The 16,758-nt window shown below is 71.5% G+C and carries 17 protein-coding genes; 7 read left to right on the top strand and 10 right to left on the bottom strand.

The annotated features are described in order from the left end of the window. Window positions 1–77 precede the first annotated feature (77 nt). Window positions 78–434 carry a DUF4267 domain-containing protein gene (locus KBX46_RS24325; protein ID WP_308159678.1) on the top strand — a complete coding sequence of 119 codons (357 nt, stop codon included), beginning with the start codon at window positions 78–80 and terminating at the stop codon, window positions 432–434. 19 nt (window positions 435–453) lie between these two features. Here KBX46_RS24325 and bla read toward each other — a convergent pair whose 3' ends face one another. Together bla and rph are read right to left on the bottom strand one after the other, a co-directional pair. Then, window positions 454–1,386: a class A beta-lactamase gene (gene bla, locus KBX46_RS24320; protein ID WP_210794189.1), complete on the bottom strand. Its 933-nt coding sequence runs from the start codon at window positions 1,384–1,386 to the stop codon at window positions 454–456. Further along, window positions 1,383–4,028 (bottom strand): rifamycin-inactivating phosphotransferase, encoded by a 2,646-nt coding sequence (gene rph / locus KBX46_RS24315; RefSeq protein ID WP_210794188.1) that lies wholly within the window; start codon window positions 4,026–4,028, stop codon window positions 1,383–1,385. Before rph ends, bla begins: the two co-directional genes overlap by 4 nt. A gap of 215 nt (window positions 4,029–4,243) precedes the next feature. Here rph and KBX46_RS24310 point away from each other — a divergent pair, with 215 nt between their 5' ends. From KBX46_RS24310 to KBX46_RS24300, 3 genes are all read left to right on the top strand, one after another. Then, window positions 4,244–4,687, top strand: a complete 444-nt coding sequence (locus KBX46_RS24310; RefSeq protein WP_210794187.1) for a DUF5990 family protein — start codon at window positions 4,244–4,246, stop codon at window positions 4,685–4,687. Window positions 4,688–4,858: 171 nt separating this feature from the next. Beyond that, complete coding sequence (locus KBX46_RS24305; protein WP_210794186.1) at window positions 4,859–5,527, top strand: HEAT repeat domain-containing protein; 669 nt, start codon at window positions 4,859–4,861, stop codon at window positions 5,525–5,527. Window positions 5,528–5,534: 7 nt separating this feature from the next. Further along, a complete protein-coding gene (locus KBX46_RS24300) occupies window positions 5,535–6,614 on the top strand; it encodes a MerR family transcriptional regulator (protein ID WP_210794185.1) in 1,080 nt (359 codons plus the stop codon). A gap of 39 nt (window positions 6,615–6,653) precedes the next feature. On the opposite strand, the gene KBX46_RS24295 is transcribed toward KBX46_RS24300, so the two are convergent. The 3 genes from KBX46_RS24295 to KBX46_RS32695 all read right to left on the bottom strand — a co-directional run bounded on the left by KBX46_RS24295 (window position 6,654) and on the right by KBX46_RS32695 (window position 9,417). After that, window positions 6,654–8,162, bottom strand: a complete 1,509-nt coding sequence (locus KBX46_RS24295; RefSeq protein ID WP_210794184.1) for a DUF1996 domain-containing protein — start codon at window positions 8,160–8,162, stop codon at window positions 6,654–6,656. 208 nt (window positions 8,163–8,370) lie between these two features. Further along, entirely contained in the window at window positions 8,371–9,276 is a 906-nt protein-coding gene (locus KBX46_RS24290) for a saccharopine dehydrogenase NADP-binding domain-containing protein (RefSeq protein WP_308159677.1), read from the bottom strand. 3 nt (window positions 9,277–9,279) lie between these two features. Beyond that, the gene (locus tag KBX46_RS32695; RefSeq protein ID WP_247668070.1) at window positions 9,280–9,417 is read right to left on the bottom strand and encodes a hypothetical protein; all 138 of its coding nucleotides are present in this window, start codon (window positions 9,415–9,417) and stop codon (window positions 9,280–9,282) included. Window positions 9,418–9,511: 94 nt separating this feature from the next. On the opposite strand from KBX46_RS32695, the gene KBX46_RS24285 reads away from it, so the two are divergent. After that, a complete protein-coding gene (locus KBX46_RS24285; RefSeq protein WP_210794183.1) occupies window positions 9,512–10,465 on the top strand; it encodes a helix-turn-helix domain-containing protein in 954 nt (317 codons plus the stop codon). A gap of 88 nt (window positions 10,466–10,553) precedes the next feature. Then, entirely contained in the window at window positions 10,554–11,090 is a 537-nt protein-coding gene (locus KBX46_RS32690) for a hypothetical protein (RefSeq protein ID WP_247668069.1), read from the top strand. Window positions 11,091–11,098: 8 nt separating this feature from the next. Here KBX46_RS32690 and KBX46_RS24275 read toward each other — a convergent pair whose 3' ends face one another. From KBX46_RS24275 to KBX46_RS24260, 4 genes are all read right to left on the bottom strand, one after another. Beyond that, entirely contained in the window at window positions 11,099–13,150 is a 2,052-nt protein-coding gene (locus KBX46_RS24275) for a glycogen debranching N-terminal domain-containing protein (protein ID WP_247668068.1), read from the bottom strand. Between the two features lie 3 nt (window positions 13,151–13,153). Further along, window positions 13,154–13,516: an SCP2 sterol-binding domain-containing protein gene (locus tag KBX46_RS24270; RefSeq protein WP_210794182.1), complete on the bottom strand. Its 363-nt coding sequence runs from the start codon at window positions 13,514–13,516 to the stop codon at window positions 13,154–13,156. Between the two features lie 80 nt (window positions 13,517–13,596). Continuing rightward, window positions 13,597–14,799, bottom strand: a complete 1,203-nt coding sequence (locus tag KBX46_RS24265; protein ID WP_210794181.1) for a hypothetical protein — start codon at window positions 14,797–14,799, stop codon at window positions 13,597–13,599. Continuing rightward, window positions 14,786–15,334 (bottom strand): sigma-70 family RNA polymerase sigma factor, encoded by a 549-nt coding sequence (locus KBX46_RS24260; RefSeq protein ID WP_210794180.1) that lies wholly within the window; start codon window positions 15,332–15,334, stop codon window positions 14,786–14,788. Before KBX46_RS24260 ends, KBX46_RS24265 begins: the two co-directional genes overlap by 14 nt. Window positions 15,335–15,386: 52 nt before the next feature. On the opposite strand from KBX46_RS24260, the gene KBX46_RS24255 reads away from it, so the two are divergent. Next, on the top strand, window positions 15,387–15,644 hold the full coding sequence (locus tag KBX46_RS24255; RefSeq protein ID WP_210794179.1) for a hypothetical protein: 258 nt from the start codon (window positions 15,387–15,389) through the stop codon (window positions 15,642–15,644). A 9-nt stretch (window positions 15,645–15,653) separates the two neighbouring features. On the opposite strand, the gene KBX46_RS24250 is transcribed toward KBX46_RS24255, so the two are convergent. Further along, entirely contained in the window at window positions 15,654–16,667 is a 1,014-nt protein-coding gene (locus tag KBX46_RS24250) for a carboxypeptidase-like regulatory domain-containing protein (RefSeq protein ID WP_210794178.1), read from the bottom strand. Window positions 16,668–16,758: the final 91 nt, after the last annotated feature.

The raw sequence follows: 16,758 nt of genomic DNA, 5'->3' as shown, positions 1-16,758 counted from the left end.
CAACTAGCGCCGGCAACAGTCGCTGCGGGCGCTGCCGTCAAAAGGGGAGGCAACCCATGCTCACCACCGTCGCCACCGTGCTCGCCGCACTGATCGGCGTAGGCATCATCGTCATCGGCGCGCGCGTCTTCTGGGCACCGCAGGCCGCAACCGGCTTCGGCATCCCCGGCACGCCGACCGACGACCGGGCGTTTCAGGCCTGGCTGACCGTCAAGGGCGTGCGCGACATCGCGTCGGGGCTCTTCATCTTCGTCCTGATCATCGGAGCGACGTCAGACCTGTTGGGTTGGTTCATGCTGGCCGCCACCCTCATACCCATCGGTGACGCGCTGATCGTGCTGCGCAGCAAGGGCCCAAAGGCGATCGCGTACGGCGTCCACGCGAGCACCGCCCTGGTGATGCTGGCGATCAGCGTGCTCCTGCTCGTCGCCTGAGCGCGAGCCGGCCGAGCGGTCACAGCTGGGCGACGACCACACTGGTGGCCTGGGCGATGAGCGCGTCGTCGGGGGTGGCGTCCAACTTGTCGCGGCTGGACAGCACGGCGACGATGATCGGGGCACGATCGGGCGGCCAGATCACCGCGATGTCGTTGCGGGTGCCGTACCCTCCGGTCCCGGTCTTGTCCCCGACCACCCAGCCGGCGGGCACCCCGGCGCGGACCAGCGCCGCGCCGGTGGTGTTGCCCTTCAGCCAACCGAGCAGCACGTCGCGGTCCGCGGGCGTCAGGGCATCCCCCACTGTGTACGCCCGGAGGTCGCCCGCCAGAGCCCGCGCCGTGCTGGTGTCCCGCCGGTCGCCCGGCGTCGCCTCGTTGAGGGCGGTCTCGTAGCGGGCCGGGTCGGTGACCGTGTCGCCGATCCCGCGCAGCTTCTTCTCGAACCCCTGCGGGCCCCCGAGGTGACGCAGCAGCAGATTCCCGGCCGTGTTGTCGCTGTAGCGCACGGCGGCGTCGGCGAGAGCACGCAGGCTCATGCCCTCGGCGACGTGCTTCTCGGTGATCGGTGCGTGCGACACCAGGTCCTGCGCCGAATAGCGCACCACCCGGTCCAGCTCGGCGTCGGTGGTGCCGTCCAGCACCTCGGCGGCGGCCAACGCCTTCCACGTCGAGGCGTACGCGAACCGCTCGTCGGGTCGGTGCTCCACAGTGCGGCCGGTGCCCGTGTCGACGGCGTAGATCCCCAGTCGCGCCTGGAACGTCTTCTCCAGCCGCTGGAACTCCTGCTCGGCGGCCGGCGAGGGGGAGGCCGTCACCTCGGGGCTGGCCGTCACCTCGGGGCTCGGCGTCGTGCGCGCCTCGGGTGCGTCGCCGGTGCCGCACCCCGCCAGCGACACCACCGTCGACGCCGTCGCCACGACGGCCGCCAGACGTCGGACAGACATCGTCATCGTCGTTCCTCCTCCTGCGCCGCCGACCCGGGCAGAATCTCGACGTACCCGTCGCTGCCGTGCACCCGGATCCGCTGCCCGTCGCGGATCAGCCGGGTGGCGTCGAGCACGCTCACGACAGCCGGCAGACCATACTCCCGTGCGATCACCGCGCCGTGCGTCATCAACCCGCCGACCTCCGTCACCAGGCCGGCGATGCCGACGAACAGCGGCGTCCAGCTGGGGTCCGTGTGTGTCGTGACGAGGATGTCACCCGCTTCGAGATCAGCCTGTGCCATGTCGAGGATGACGCGGGCGCGTCCTTCGACCGTCCCGGCGGACACCGGCACACCGATCAGGGCGCCGGCCGGCACATCGTCGCGTCGATAGGCACCGGTGATGACCTCGCCGTCCGAGGTCAGCACCCGGGGAGGCGTGAGCGCCTGGTACGACCGGAACGCGTCCCTGCGCTGCCGGATCAGCTCGTCGTCCACCCGGTGCGAGCGCACGACCTCGTGGAACTCCTGGAACGTGAGGTGGAAGACGTCTTCGGTCTCGGTGAGCACGCCGGCCCGCACGAGGCGCTCGGCCTCGCCCAGCAGGGCCTGCTTGTAGACGAAGTAGCGGTTGATGATGCCGTACTTCGGGTACTCCCGATAACCGATGAAGGTCCGTACCCGGTCGATCATCCGCTCGGTCTCGTCGGCCTTCTGCTGCCCGTCCGGCAGCGCCCGCAGGCGCGTCAACACCTCCTGCGCCTTCTGCCGCGCCTGCCGCTGCCCCTGCTCGAAGCGCCGCCTGGCGGCGCCCGGCTCGAAGAGCCGAACGTTGTCGAGGATCACGGGCACGAGCGTGCTGGGGCGTTCGCTCCACCGTGGCCTGGTGATGTCGATCTCGCCGACGCAGCGCATGCCGTACCGGTCGAGGTACGCCTCGATGGCGTCGCACGCCTCGGTCCCGCCCGCGAGTTTCGGCAGCTCGTCGAGGAAGCCGTCGTCCTCGACGCCCCGCAGGAACGCCACCACCTCCGGATGCGGACGGATGACGTCGGCGACGTCGAGCAGCGCCAGGCCCATCTCCGACGTGATGTTGCCGGGAGCCGACAGGGTGAGGGTGTCCGCGGCGTTCTTCTCGCCCAGCCACTCGTACAGCCGGTCGTTGAGCCACCAGGTGGCCTCCATGCCAGCCATGATCGCCTGCATGTTCAGCGGCTCACCCAGGATCCGCTTGTGCTCCTGGAAGGCCTCCAGCAGGAAGTCGAACAGCGCCGTACCAGTCACCGTCGCGATGTCGCGCCGCAACGCGGCGATGGACGCCTCGCTGCGCTCGATCAGCTCGGTCACGATGGCCGGGTCGGTCTCGATCGGGGCGGACGCGCCGCCGGTCGTCGGCCTGCCGGGACCCCCGTCGTCCGGGACCGTCGGAATGAAGTCCGGGCGATCGAGCAGCGTTTCCAACGCGTCGCGCATCAGCGGATCTGACTTCCCCGCCATCTCCAGGAAGCCGGCGCGGCTCGCGGGTGAGGCAAGTAGCCGGGTGGCGTCGACGAACAACCTCCCACCGGCCTCCAGCATCGGGGCCATGGCCGTCAACTGCCACATCGAGAGCCCCAGCGGCCTCATCGCGTCGGTCATCATCTGCTGGTGACCGACCGACAGGTAGACGTGGTTCTCCTGGTCAGCGGCCGCGGGAATGGGGAACAACGTGGTGATCGGCCGGCTCTGCACGATCTGGAAGTCGTCGTCGACCAGGCACCATTCGATGTCCTGCGGACGGCCGAAATGCGCCTCGATCCGTCGCCCGAGCCGCACCAGCCGCACGACCTGCTCCTCGATCAGCGCCGGCTGCTTCTGCCGCTGCCTGTCGATCGCCACTTCCCGCGTACCGCCGCCCGGCAGAGCAGCGACGGCACGGTGTTTGGCGGCGACCGCCCCGGTGACGACCTCCCCGTCGCGCACCGTGAAGACGTCCGGGTTCACCAGGCCGGACACCAGGGCCTCGCCGAGCCCGAAGCTGGCGTCCACTGTCGCGACCTTCCGGTTGCCCGAGACCGGGTCGGCCGTGAACAGGATTCCGGCCGCATCCGGAAAAACCATCTGCTGTACGACGACAGCCATGTGGACCGCGCGGTGGTCGATGCCGTTGCGCAGGCGGTAGATGACGGCCCGCTCGGTGAACAGCGACGCCCAGCATCGGCTGACGTGTCGCAGGACCGCCTCCGGCCCCACCACGTTCAGGTAGGTGTCCTGCTGGCCCGCGAAGGAGGCCGTGGGAGTGTCCTCTGCCGTCGCGCTGGACCGCACGGCGTAGGCGGCCTCGTCGCCGAACCGGGCGAGCGCGCTGGTGATCGTGGCCGCCAGCTCGGCCGGAATCGCGGTCCCCTCGATGCTCCGGCGGATCTCCGCGCTGAGCGCGCCGATCGCCTCCCGGTCGTCCGGGCCCAGGCGCGACAGCTGATCGAGCCGGTCGTCGATCGACGGTGCCTCCGCCATGACCCGCCGGAAGGCGGCCGTCGTCACGCAGAATCCGGCCGGCACGCGGACGCCGTCGATCCGCGACAGCCCGCCCAGGTGCGCGGCCTTGCCACCGACGACCCCGACCTGCGTCTCGTCAACCTCCCGAAGATCCAACACCGGTGCGAGGTCACTGCGGTCCCCGTCCATCGACAACACACCCACGTCATGCCCCCCGTTACGTCCTGATGCTGGTCCGGCCGCAGATTCTGCGCCAGGACCGGGGTCTTGCCGCAAGCCCCCAGGTGCGATATACGTTAGAAGTGGCAGGGAGAGTTATCTCCTTGCCTTTGCTTTTGTCGCCCAGGGCGGTGCGGTGACCCGCCTGTCCGCCGCACACCCCCGTCCGGCCTAGAGTCGCCAGCATGCGGATCCGGATCGACGGCAGCGACCTCCCGGGGCGGCGCGCCGGTGCGGAGGCCGACGCGCTGCGGCTGGGCAACGTGCACGTCGGGGTCCAGCGCAAGGCCGAGGTGGTCGAGCTGGTGCCGGCCGACGCGCCGACGGCAACCTGGTGCTTCGAGGTGTCCAGCCGCGACATCGACGGGATGCTCGACGTCGGCGGCCCCTGGGTGCACGGGCGGCCGGGAGCGCGGTTCCTGTATCTGAGCTGGGGAGCGGTGACCGAGGACGGCTTCGCGATGTTCCGACGAGCGAAGCTGATGTTCACCGACATCCCGACCGAGCTGCTGCGCGCCGCACACGAGGGCAGCGGCACACTCGTCGGCCGGGTCGGGTTGACCGATGCCGCGGGCGGACCACTGTCCGCGCGCGTCCGACCCCCCGGCGTCGCCTGGACGGTGGAGTGACCCTGCCCTACTGCCGCCGTACCCGTCTGCCGTGGCGCGACCGACGGCGCGGGTCGGTGTCGTCCGCCGACCAGCCAGCGCCGCACTCCGGGTGACCCGCAGGGTGCCCGTCGGCCGCCTTGACCTTGACACAGTGGCAAGGTCTTCAGTGGGGTCCAGGAGGTGGTCCCGATGACCAGGCCGGAAAAGGACACGAACACCACGCGGGCGCTCCAGGCGCTGGAGAACGCCGACCCGTCGGTGCGGCTGCGCGCGGCGCTGGCAGTCGGCACGGCCCCGGACCCACTGTTCGTCGACACCCTCGTCGAGCGGTGCGCGATCGAGCCCGAGTTCTCCGTACGCGAGATGCTCACCTGGGCACTGATCCGTCACCCAACCGCGCTGACCGTACCGAAGCTCACCGACCAACTCAGCTCGGAGCGTGCGCAGGCCCGGAGCCAGGCGTTGCACACGTTGTCCAAGATCGGCGATCGGCGGGCCTGGCCGGCGCTGACGCGGGCGCTGCTGACCGACCCGGACGACGAGGTGGCGCGAAGCGCCTGGCGAGCGGCGGTCGTCCTCGTGCCGCCGGGTGACGAGCCCGAGTTGGCCGACGTGTTGGCGACGCAGCTCGGGCGCGGCACGCGGGACACGCGGTTGAGTCTCAGCCGGGCGCTGGTCGCGCTCGGTGCGGTGACCACGCCGATCCTGCGCGCCGCGATGACGGATCCCGACCCGCACGTACGCGCGCACGCGATCGCGACGGAACGGCTGACCCGGGACCCGGATGCCGGTGTCGAGTTCGCGATCGAGGAGGCGAAGCGCGTGGTGGCCCTCGGCGCGATCGGTGAGAAGGGATGATGCGCAGGTGTTGATCGGTGACGTGGCGCGCCGGTCCGGGGTCAGCGCTCGCATGCTCCGGCACTACGACTCGCTCGGCCTGGTCCGGCCGACCGGTCGGAGTGGCGCCGGCTATCGGGAGTACTCCGACGAGGACATCCGGCTGATCTTCCAGGTCGAGAGCCTGCGGTCCCTGGGTCTGTCGTTGCGTGACGTCCGACGGGCACTCGACGATCCCGGCTTCGCACCCTCCGACCTCGTCGACAACCTGATCCAGCGGACGCGACAGCGCATCGCCGATGAACTGGACCTGCTCACCCGACTGCGTCGGATCGGTGCCGCCGAACCCGCCGGCTGGGAGGACGTCCTCCAGGTCGTCGCGCTCCTACAGGCACTGGGCTCGCCGAGCGCGGGCAGGCGTCAGCGCGCGGCCCTGTCCTCGGTCGACGGGGCTCAGGTGCCCGTGGAGGCACTCGTCGAGGCGGCGCTCAACGAGTCCGACCCGAACGTCGCCGGAGCCCTGCGATGGGCGCTGGCACAGTCGGGGGACGGGGGCCTGGCGCTGCTCGCGGACGGCCTCCGCTCACCGCAGGCCGACGTACGCGAGCGTGCCGTCCAGACCATCGCCGAGATCCCGCACGACGCGGCGACCGACGTGCTGCGCGACGCCCTCGCGAGCCCCGACGTCGTGGTCCGCGGGTACGCGGCGCTGGCGCTCGGTGCACGGGGGGCGGCGGACGCGGTCCCGACGCTGATCGACATGGTCGTCGAGGAGTCGAAGGACGCCGAAGCGGCCGACGTGTTGGGCGTGCTGGCGGCCGATCCCGCGGCGGCGGACCGGATCGCGACCAGGCTCGTCGACCGCCTCGCCCGGGGCACCCTGACTCCGTCCGCGCGTCGGCGGCTGACCGAGGCGCTGGCGGACATCCGGGGCAGCATCGCCGCACGCGCGCTGGTGGGCCTGTCGCAGGATGACGACCGTGCCGTCGCGCTGACGGCGACATCCATCCTGACGCTCCGCGAGGGGGCCGGGAAGCTCCGCGACGGGATCGGCAGGCGTCGCCACGGGGCTGGGCCGGGCACGATGCCGGACGGCCCCCTCGCCTGAGCGAGAGGGCCGTCCGTCGACAACGGGTGGAGGCGCTGGTCAGCCGCCGGCGAACGTCGTGTCGATGCCGCACTTGGCGTTCTGGTTGAGGCAGGACTTCACCAGGTCGGCGAGGCGATCCGGCTCCCAGGCGTTCATGAAGTCGCCGTGCATGGAGGACGGCTTGCCGGAGGAGAGGCTGAGACCGTCACCGCCCAGCGACTCGTAGTTGACCATGAAGGACAGGTCCGGCACCGCCACCGGGTACTTGCCGGTGCAGACGCCGTTCACCGGGTCGCCCATGTGCGACTTGTGGTCGGGCGAGTCGATGTTCTGGCCGTCCCAGCAGTCCTTGAACACGAGCTGGAAGATCAGGTTGCCGCCCGGGGCGCACCTCGGCCAGTTGCCGTCGGCGCTGCGACCGATCTCGGCGCTGCCCGCGCACCAGAACTGGTTGCTGCCGGCGTTCCTGGGGGTGTCCACCTGCCGCTTGGCGTCACCCTCGACCACCACCAGGCCCGGCGGGAAGGGCTTGACGGTCGAGGGGTCCTTGACCCGCGAGCCGTAGTAGATGCGCATGCTCTTGATCGGGACCGGCTTGCCGTCCTTGCGCAGCTCCGGGGTCCAGTAGGCGCTCTTGTCTCCCGGGGCGTTGCAGGTGTTCGCCGCGGCGAACAGCTTGTCCGTCGTGGTGAAGGCGTCGACCTTCGGGCCGAAGAAGGTGTGCATGTGCGAGGCGCCCGACAGGCCGGGCAGGACGATCGGGTCGTCCGCGGCGGAGTTCGCGACACCGCAGTCGGTGTGGAACTCCGGCACCCGGGTGGTGCCCGGCGGCACCGCCTTGGGCTTGAGCGCGTTGAACGCGGCCAGCTCCTTGTTCCACTTGGCCTGGTCGACCGGCACCCAACCGCCGGCCGGCGCGGTCGGCGGCACCGACGAGGAGGGTGACGCCGACGGGGTGGCACTCGGCGCGGACGAGGCGGTGGGCGTCGGCGAGGCGCTGGCCGACGCGCTCGGCGACGTGCCCGCCGGGGGACCGAACGTCAACCAGTTCAGGTTCACGAAGTCCGACGACGACGTGCTCTTCATGACGGCGAAGACGGTCTGCGCGCCGGTCGGCACACCGGACGCCTTCGCCGTGACGGTCTTCCACTGCTGCCACCCGCCGGTCTGCGCGATCGGGAAGCTGGCCAGCAGCTGGCCGTCCTGCGCGCCGAGGTGCAGCTCGACGGTGCCGCCGGTGGCGTTGTGCGAGGAAACCCGGGCCGTCAGGTCGACGCCGGTGATCCACACATTGTCGTACCGCAGCCAGTCGCCGTTGGCCAACCAGCCGACGTTCCGGCCGCCGCCGGTGTCGCCGGTGCCCTCGGCCTGCGCGCCGGAGTGCGCCGCGAAGGCCTCCGCCTGGACCCGGCCGGGCACGTCGACCTCTTCGGCCTGGGCGCCGGCGATATAGATGCCACTCGCGCCGAGCGCGGCGACGACCGCGGAGGCGAGCGTGATGCGAGTGAGGCGACGACGCTTCAGCGCCCGGTCCTGCGGTGCGACGTGCGCGGGGGGAGTCCGCATTACCAGTGTTGTCCTTCGAGTCGGCGATAACGCTCCGGTCGGAAGAAGTATGTGCACGTCAGGAGCCTGCATCAACTCGCGGGAAAAGAATTAAGGAGGTCGCTCCGCGAAGGCGCTGGTGGCCGGCTCCGGCGCTCGGGATAACAATTTTTCACGCGCGTGGTCTTAAGTTTCTTTTAAGTCTCCGGCGCGCCGGGCTATTGGATTATTACGCATTCTGGGTAACGAGTTCGGGCCGATTTTCGTCGGGGTGCCGGTCGACGGAAACTGACGGCGACAGCGCGCGGAGGAAGTTGGGCGCGTCGAAGATCTCGCCGGCGGAGGCGACACCGCTCGTCCTCGTCTGACCGGCGAGGATGCGGCGGACCGCCTCGACGGCCAGGGGTGCGCTGACCGCGTAGATGTCCCGGCCGGTGGCGACGACACGTCGTCGCGTGTCGCCGCGCCGCACCACGACGTCGACGGTGAACGTCTGCGCGGAGCGGCCCGACTCGTCGGTCGGGACCGGTGCCTGCGCGGCGGCCAGGTCGGTGGCGGCGTCGGCGGCCATGTAGGTGCGGACCTCGGGGATGGCCAGGTGGCTCGGGACGGTGACGACGTCGGCCATGGTGAATTCACCGAGCACCCGCCGCCGGCCCAGCGGCGGGGGAAAGTCCCACGCCAGGCTCGGCAGGTCGTGCTCGTCGACGTGGTACTCCAACCGGCCGCCGGTGTAGCGGACCCGGCGACCGTCGCGGCGCTCGCGGGAGACGGCGCCGGCGGCGACCGTCCCGGCCGTCGGGTGCCAGCTGCTCAGTCCGTACGCGACGTGCGCCTCGTCGGCCGACGTCCAGTCGCCCATCGCCGTGGTGACCAGCAGGTCGCCGAGCCCGCCGAAGAACGCCATCGCCGGGACGACCGCGACGCCGGCCGCACGGGCGGGCTCGCTGAAGTGCGCGAACGTGTCGACGTTGGCCTCGATCTCGGCCGCCACGTCCACGTACGGGATTCTGGCGCGCAGCGCGGCCTCGATCACCGGCGCGGCGGTCGAGGCGAATGGGCCGGCGCAGTTGATGACCGCGTCCGCGCCGATCAGTGCCTGGTCGAGCGAGGCCGGATCGTCGACCGACGCCACCCGTTAGGCGAGCCCCGACGCCGCCAGTCTGCTCTCGTCGCGGCCGAGCAGCAGCGGCACGAACCCGCGTTCGCGCAACTCCGTCACCACGAACCGTCCGGTGTGCCCGTACGCCCCGAACACCGCCACACGCTGACCCATTGCTGCCCCCTGAGAAGATCGACTGGGTACAGCCTCCAGCAGCGGCCGATGACCGACCAGTGTCGGGAACGCCATTACCCGTACAGTTTCGGACATGACCTCTGTCGCGATCGCCGCCACCGACGGGATGCTGCACTTCGAGGTGGGCATGGCCTGCGAGGTCTTCGCCCGCGACCCCACCGGCCAGGCGGACCCGTGGTACGAGGTGGTGGTCTGCGGCCCCGGCCCGGTCCGGGTGGGACGGTTCCAGATGGAGCCCGACGACGGGCTGGACCGACTCGCCCGCGCCGACACCGTGATCATCCCTGCGGTGGAGGACGTCGACGTGGACATGCCGCCCGACCTGCTCGACGCGGTCCGCGCGGCCCACCGCGCCGGTGCCCGGATGGTCTCGCTGTGCACCGGCGCGTTCGTGCTGGCCGCCGCCGGGGTGCTCGACGGGCTGCGCGCCACCACGCACTGGGCCCACACCGAGGCGCTGGCCGCCCGCTACCCCCGGGTGCGGGTCGACCCGGACGTGCTCTACGTCGACAACGGCACCGTGCTCGCCTCCGCCGGCAAGGCCGCCGCGATCGACCTGTGCCTGCACCTGATCCGCCGCGATCACGGCTCGACGGTCGCCAACGCCGTCGCCCGCCGCCTGGTCGTGCCGCCGCACCGCGCCGGCGGCCAAGCCCAGTACGTCACCACCCCGGTGCCCGCCCGCGACGACCACCCGCTCGCCGCCCTGTTCCCCTGGGTCCTGCAACGGCTGGACCGACCGCTGACCGTCGAGGACCTGGCCCGGCAGGCGAACATGAGCTCGCGCAACCTGGCTCGGCACTTCCGGGCGGTCACCGGCACCACCCCGCTGCTGTGGCTGTCGACGCAGCGGATCCGCCGCGCCCAGGAGCTGCTGGAGAACACCGACGACAGCATCGACGTCATCGCCGAGGCGGCCGGCCTGGGCACCGCCACGACACTGCGGCGGCACTTCCACCGCACCGTCGGCGTGCCGCCGGACGCGTACCGGCGCACTTTCCGGGCCACCGGGCCCGCCGGGGGATGAGCCCTGACCGGGGTACGCGCGGAGGGGCGTCGCTCGTCGGCGTCGGGCAGAATGCCAAGTTCCTGCTCTGCCGGCGGTCGGGGGTCCGATGGGCTACAGCTTCGAACACGTTGATCTGCCCGAACCCGCCGCTACCGCGCGCGCCCACGCCGAAGCGTGCATAGACCTGAACGGGTCGTGCGGCAACTGGCCGCAGTGCTACGACGAGTACTCGTCGCTCGCCGACGCCTACCAGTTCGCCCTGAACATCGCCGGCATGGGGTTCTGCCGGGAACGCATGCGATGGGCCGGCATGACCTACCAGGCAACGCCGCAGCCCTTTCCGGACTGGCCGTTCGACAGCGTCGCCGACTGGCGCAACGACCAGCGTCGACGCGACGCCTACAAGGAGGCCGAACGGGCGGCATCCGCGCAGACCAGCCCCGGCAAGGTGGGGATCCCCGAGTTCAAGTTGACGAGCAACGGCCCCTGGGTGGTGGGCGAGACCGAGATCGAGCAGGCGTTGATCCTCTACGACGCGTCGCCGACGAGCCTGCGCGCCGAGTGGGAGACCGACGAGCTGTGGGTGGCCTGGCTCGACTGGCTGCGGGAGACACGTACCCACGGCGGCTTCACCGTCAGTTGAGCGTCTCGCTAGCGCTGGTTGGGGCGCTGGCGGGCGAAGGCGTCGGCCTTGCCCCAGCGGCCGGGGACGTCTAGGAGCGCGATCCGCCCGAAGGCGGCCGGTAGCGCGGGGGCCACGGCCAGGTGGTCCTCGTGCGGATCGAGGCCGAGCATGGTGCGGATGAGCAGCATGCACGCCCCGCTGGACCACGCCTGCGGGCTGCCGGCGGTCGGGTACCGGACCGGGTACCGGGTGGTGTCACGGTCGAACCCGCCGAACGCCTCGGGCAGCCGGCCCTCGAAGTAGGTGGCGGCGGAGAGGATGCTCTCGGCGATGCGGCCCGCCTCGGTGGTGAACCCGTACCGGCGCAGACCCCAGGCGATGAACGAGTTGTCGAACGGCCAGACCGTGCCGTTGTGATAGCCGAGTGGGTTGTAACGGCCCTGCCCCTCGGCGAAGGTGCGCACGCCCCAACCGGAGAAGAGTCTCGGACCCATCAGGTGTTCGACGACCCGCGGGGCCCGCTCCGGCGGCACGATCCCGCTCCACAACAGGTGCCCGATGTTGGACGACAGGCTGTCGACCGGAGTGCCGTCGTGGTCGAGCGCGAGGGCGTAGTAGCCGCGGTCCTCCAACCAGAAGTCCCGGTTGAAGCGGTCGTACAGCGCCGCCGCCTCGCGCTCCAACTGGTCGGCGAAGTCCGGGTCATTCCAGACGGTACGGGCCAGCCGCGCTCCCCGGATCTTGGCGTCGTAGGCGTACCCCTGGGTTTCGCAGGTGGCCCTCGGGAAGCCCGGCAGCCGCCCGTCGGCGTAGGAGATGCTGTCCCAGGAGTCCTTCCAGCACTGGTTGTCCAGGCCGGTGGCGCGGTTGCGTCGCTGGTACCAGATGTAGCCGGTGGAGGTCAGGTCCGCGTACTGGTCGATCCACGCCAGGGCCGCTCGCGCCTCCTGCTCCAACTCGGTCACCAGCGCCGTGTCGCCGCTCCACCGCTCGTACTCGTCGAGCAGCACGACGAACAGCGGTGAGGCGTCCACCGTGCCGTAGTAGGGGGAGTGCGGCTGCTCCTCGAACGCGGCCGACTCCCCGTAGCGCAGCTCGTGCAGGATCCGGCCGGGGTCCTCCTCCAACACGTCGTCGGTGCGGACGCCCTGCAGCGACCCGAGGATCCGCAGCGTCGGTGGGGTCAACGAGGGGGTGACGGCCAGGGTCTGCAGGCAGGTCAGCAGGCTGTCGCGGCCGAACAGGGTCATGAACCAGGGCAACCCGGCTGCGGGTACGGCGGCGCCGCTGAGCGAGAGCGGTGCGAAGCGCAGCGCCGCCAGGTCCACCAGGCTGCGGTGGTACACCTGCTGGAGGGCGACGCTGTCGGTGTCCAGCGTCGGGGCCGCCTCGACCCAGGCCCGCAGGCTGGTGGGCAGTGTGGAGGCGTCCGGCCGCTGAGCCCGCAGAGCCGAGCGCAGGTCGACGCCGTCCGGACGCAGCGCCCTCATGTCAGCCTGTAGCTGCGTCGACCACTGCTCGCCGGGGCGGAGTCGGACCCGGAAGCGGATGCCGTCCGGGTCGAACTCGGCCGGCTCACTCGCCGACACGACCACCTCACGTTGGTAGGTGCCGCGCCGGTAGCCCAGGCGCAACTCGTTCGGGCCCACGTGGGTGTAGTGCGTGCCGACCTTCTCACCGACGTCGAACTTGATCTCGAAGATGTCGGCGAAGTCGGCTGCCACCTCCAGCCGCACGTCGAGGTCGGTGTCCCGGTCGCCGTAGTTGAAGATCGTCAGCGATTCGGTGAGGTCCGGGCCGATGCGCCGGCGCCGGATGGCTGACAGGTCCGCCTGCACGTAGTCGACCGCCGCGCCCGGCACCACGAAGAACGTGACCTCGTAGTACTGGCTGTCGTCCACCGACAGCGCGGTCATGCACTCGCCGTTGACGAAGAGCATCCAGCGGGACAGGAAGCGGGTGTCGGCGGCGAACAACCCGACCGGCGTGGCCGGGGACGACTCCACATCGCCACTGGAGTCGGACACCATGAAGGTGTTCCCGTCGATGCACGCCACAGTGCCCGCGATGTCCCTCATCGGTCACCTGCCGCTGTCGCGGTCGTCGCGCTGAAGCGGCCCCGCCTCGCGCGGGAAGAGCCGCCCGAGTCGCAGTGCCAGGCCGAGGTCACCGTCGACCAGAATGTCGCCGCGGGTGATCGCCGCCAGGCCGTTCACCTCACCGCGTGCCATCGCCTCCGCGACCTGCGCGGACACCCGGATCACGGTGGTGGCGGGACCACCGCTCCTCGTCACCCGCATCCGGCCATGATCGATGTCCAGGAGCCACTGCTCCAGGTGGCCCCCGTCCCGGATGTCGAACCGCACGCTCCCGCAGACCTTGCTGAACCGCGGGTCACGGCCGGCAACGGTCAACCGCTCGAAGAAGGCGCTCGTCGCCGTCATCCCACCTCCCCGACCGCCGGTAGCAGCGGATGCCGGCTACCCGGTACGGGTCACTGTTAACTCCGGGCGGCGCGCGGTTTTCAGGGTTTCAGCGTGAAGCGGGTCCAGGTGGTCGCGTCCGTGGTGACGATCAGATGGTCCGGCTCGCCCGTCGACCCGTCGTCGCGCCCGAAGAGCCAGGCGTAGCCGGGCGCGACACTGACCGCACCGACGAGCCGGCCGTACTCCCGGGCGACGGTGAAGTGCCGTCCGTCGTCCCGGCTGACCAGCAGCCGCCCGCGGCGGTCGGAGTCGGTCCCCTCGCCGGGAGTGATCGCCAGCAGGGACCGGTCCGATCCCACCGTGAGGTCGTAGGGCATCTGATCTTGCAGGTCGGCGCCGGTGTCCGTCCAGGTCTTCGCGCCGTCCGTGGTGCGCAGCAGCCGCACCGCGCCATCCGACGACTGGGTCAGCACGTACCCTTCCCGGTTGTCGAGCCCGGCCGCCGTGATCACGTTCCCGTCGTCGCCCACCTCCCACGAGGTCCAGGTCGCGCCCCGGTCGGCGCTGCGGGCGACGGTCGACCCATCGGCGCTCCCCCTCTGGTACGTGGCCCAGATGCTGCCGTCCGCGGCCGGGTAGAGGCTGAACAGCGGGCGCCACGAGGGTGCCGTGGCGGTGAGCCGGTATACCGTTCCACTCGACGGGTCCACCGCCAGCGGCTCCAGCATCGGCCTACAGCCGAACCCGCAGAGGACCGGTCGGGCCGTCGCCGGGAACGCGGGTACGGCGACGATCGCGGCATCCGCGTCCCGCCAGGTGCGGCCGTAGTCGGTGGAGAGCTGGGCCAGCCCGGAGTCGGTGACCAGGTAGGACCGCTCACCGAGTACGAAGAAGTCCGTGCCGCTGCCCGGCGTTCCGGCGGCGGTCCCGGCCGCACATCTGGCGCCCTCGAAGCGCGCCGCGTCCCAGTCCGACCAACTGCGGCCACCGTCGCCGGTATACGCGAAGCGCACGACGCAACCGTCCTGCCGCACGTCGACGCCGGAGTTGGGTCCGGTCAGCGTGAACTGGCTGAACTGCGCATCCGACGTTGTCGCAGGGTCAGCCGGCGCGGCCCGGTCCGGCTCGGCCACCAGCGGCAGGACCGCCAGCCCGGCCAGTGCGACCAGTGCGACCGCCACCATCGCAACCGACCGGTGTCGGCGGGACCGGGCGGTGGACCGCAGCGCGTCGAAGGGCTGTGGCGACACGGCCTCGGTCAGGGTGTTCATGTCGAACCCGGAGAACTCACGACCGGACATCGATCCTCCCGGTTTCCGTAGCGTCGGAGGCGCACTTGGTGCCAGTGCTGGTGGCGTCGGAGGTGTCGGCGAGCAGCGCCGCCAGGGCGACCCGGCCCCGCGACAGCCGGGACTTCACCGTGCCGGACGAGACGCCCAGCGTGGCCGCGACCTCGTCCACCGGCAGGTCGACGAGGTAGTGCAGAGCCAGGGCGTGCCGCTGCCCCTCCGGCAGCACCCGCAGGGCGGCGAGCAGGGCAAGGTGCTCCGGGGAGTGGTCGGCGACAGCCGGCGGCGGGCCGATGCGGCGCAGCAGCCCGTCGAGCACCCGGCGGCGGCGGTACCGGCTGCGGGCCCAGTTCACCGCGACCCGGCGCAACCACGCCTCCGGGTTCTCCAGCGCGGCGAAGCGCCGTGGTGACACCAGCGCCCGGGTGAACGCCTCCTGGACCGCTTCCTGCGCCTCGGTCAGGTCGCCGGTCACCGCGTACAGCTGGACCACCAGGCGTCGGAAACAGCCGGCGTACAGCTCGGAGATCAGATCACCGTCGGACACCGTCACCCCCCTTCTCCACCACTCCCACCAACGGGCCGGGAAGAAGGTTCCGGTGGCCGGCCAGAATATGTGGCCCCCCGACCCCACCGACCGGCTCGGGCCGGTGGCGGGTGCGCGGCTCGGCCGGCTGGTCGAGCAGGCCGAGCGGGAAGGCCCCGCCCCGGTCACCTGGACCGAGGCCGGCCCCCGGCCGGAGGAGCACAGCTCACGGTGGGACGCGCTGGGCTGCCTGGTCGCAGGGCTGACCGGTCTGGTCCTGGTGGCGCTCACCGTCGTCGGCCTGATCACCGTGCTCCGCTGGGCGTGGTAGGCCAGGGGGCTACCGGAGGTCGAAGTCCACCACGACCGGCGTGCGACGGACCCGTACGGGGGTCGCGGCGTCGAAACCGGCCGCGCTCCGGTGCCACGCCGACGGGGCGTACGCGCAGTCGCAACGCAGCTTCACCCGCTGCCCGGGGAGCAGGCGCAGGGTGTAACCGGTGCCCACGTCCGCGACGCCGGCCAGGTCCCCGGTCAGCGCGTCGAACGCGATCACCTGGGCGTAGGTGAGCAGCTCGTCGACTCGTACGCTCCCGCTCAGCGGCGTCCCGGCGGGCAGCGCCTGGTCGAGGGTCACCGTCTCGTTGGCGCGGACCGCAACCGGCCGTGCCGACAACCGGCTGCCCGCACCGCCGGACCACACGGTCGCCAGCCCGGCGGCGGCGAACTGCACCGGCCAGTCGTACGGGCCGAGACCGGTGATCGTGTAGCGGCCGTACTCGTCGGTGGTCGGGCCGTGGTCGTCGTACTTCGGATGCGGCACGTAGGGCACCACCATCACCCGCGCGCGGGGGACCGGGGCGCCCGTCGCGTCGGTCACCACGCCCACGACGGTGCCGGGAGGGTCGAGCCGGACGTCCGACAGAGTGGTCACCGCGCCGGCCCGCACGCGGACCTCCCGGGCCCGCTTGCGGTCACCGGTGCCGCCGTGCCGGCCGACCCACTGCCATCCGTGCGCCGTCGTGTCGTACGGGCGAACCAGCAGCCGGTACGTCCCGGGGGCGACGTCGGCGGCCACCAGGACCCCCTGCTCGTCGGCGCAGCCCCCGTACCGACCGAGCTGGTCCTCGCCGAGCGTCACCGCCGCCAGGGCCGCGGCGTCCACTGGGACGAGCGCGGCGCAGGCCCGGGACACCGGCGCGCCGGTCGCCGCGTCGCGCACCACGGTGCGGACGCCGCCGGGCGTGGGCGACACCGACCCGGGGGTACGCGCGGCAGCCGGCTCGGCGGCCTGCACGACGAGCAGTGCGACGGTGACGGTGGCGGTCAGCTGGCGGAGAAGGGCACGGCGCATGAGGTCGTCCTTCCGGCGGCGCGGCGGGTGGGGCCGACGGTACGGCCCGCAAGCGATCCAGATCGGTCACTGTCACGATGTCGACCGTCGA

The sequence above is a fragment of the Micromonospora sp. C81 genome, from assembly GCF_018070425.1.
GTDB lineage: Bacteria > Actinomycetota > Actinomycetes > Mycobacteriales > Micromonosporaceae > Micromonospora > Micromonospora zamorensis.
The sequence above is the reverse complement of the archived record's forward strand: the minus strand, read 5'-3'. Positions and strand labels throughout refer to the sequence as shown.

Bases quoted from the DNA above. Each gene is read 5' to 3' on its own strand.
- bla (WP_210794189.1), bottom strand. From the start codon at position 1,386: ATGACGATGTCTGTCCGACGTCTGGCGGCCGTCGTGGCGACGGCGTCG.
- rph (WP_210794188.1), bottom strand. From the start codon at position 4,028: ATGGACGGGGACCGCAGTGACCTCGCACCGGTGTTGGATCTTCGGGAG.
- KBX46_RS24310 (WP_210794187.1), top strand. From the start codon at position 4,244: ATGCGGATCCGGATCGACGGCAGCGACCTCCCGGGGCGGCGCGCCGGT.
- KBX46_RS24305 (WP_210794186.1), top strand. From the start codon at position 4,859: ATGACCAGGCCGGAAAAGGACACGAACACCACGCGGGCGCTCCAGGCG.
- KBX46_RS24295 (WP_210794184.1), bottom strand. From the start codon at position 8,162: ATGCGGACTCCCCCCGCGCACGTCGCACCGCAGGACCGGGCGCTGAAG.
- KBX46_RS32695 (WP_247668070.1), bottom strand. From the start codon at position 9,417: ATGGGTCAGCGTGTGGCGGTGTTCGGGGCGTACGGGCACACCGGACGG.
- KBX46_RS24285 (WP_210794183.1), top strand. From the start codon at position 9,512: ATGACCTCTGTCGCGATCGCCGCCACCGACGGGATGCTGCACTTCGAG.
- KBX46_RS32690 (WP_247668069.1), top strand. From the start codon at position 10,554: ATGGGCTACAGCTTCGAACACGTTGATCTGCCCGAACCCGCCGCTACC.
- KBX46_RS24275 (WP_247668068.1), bottom strand. From the start codon at position 13,150: ATGAGGGACATCGCGGGCACTGTGGCGTGCATCGACGGGAACACCTTC.
- KBX46_RS24270 (WP_210794182.1), bottom strand. From the start codon at position 13,516: ATGACGGCGACGAGCGCCTTCTTCGAGCGGTTGACCGTTGCCGGCCGT.
- KBX46_RS24265 (WP_210794181.1), bottom strand. From the start codon at position 14,799: ATGTCCGGTCGTGAGTTCTCCGGGTTCGACATGAACACCCTGACCGAG.
- KBX46_RS24250 (WP_210794178.1), bottom strand. From the start codon at position 16,667: ATGCGCCGTGCCCTTCTCCGCCAGCTGACCGCCACCGTCACCGTCGCA.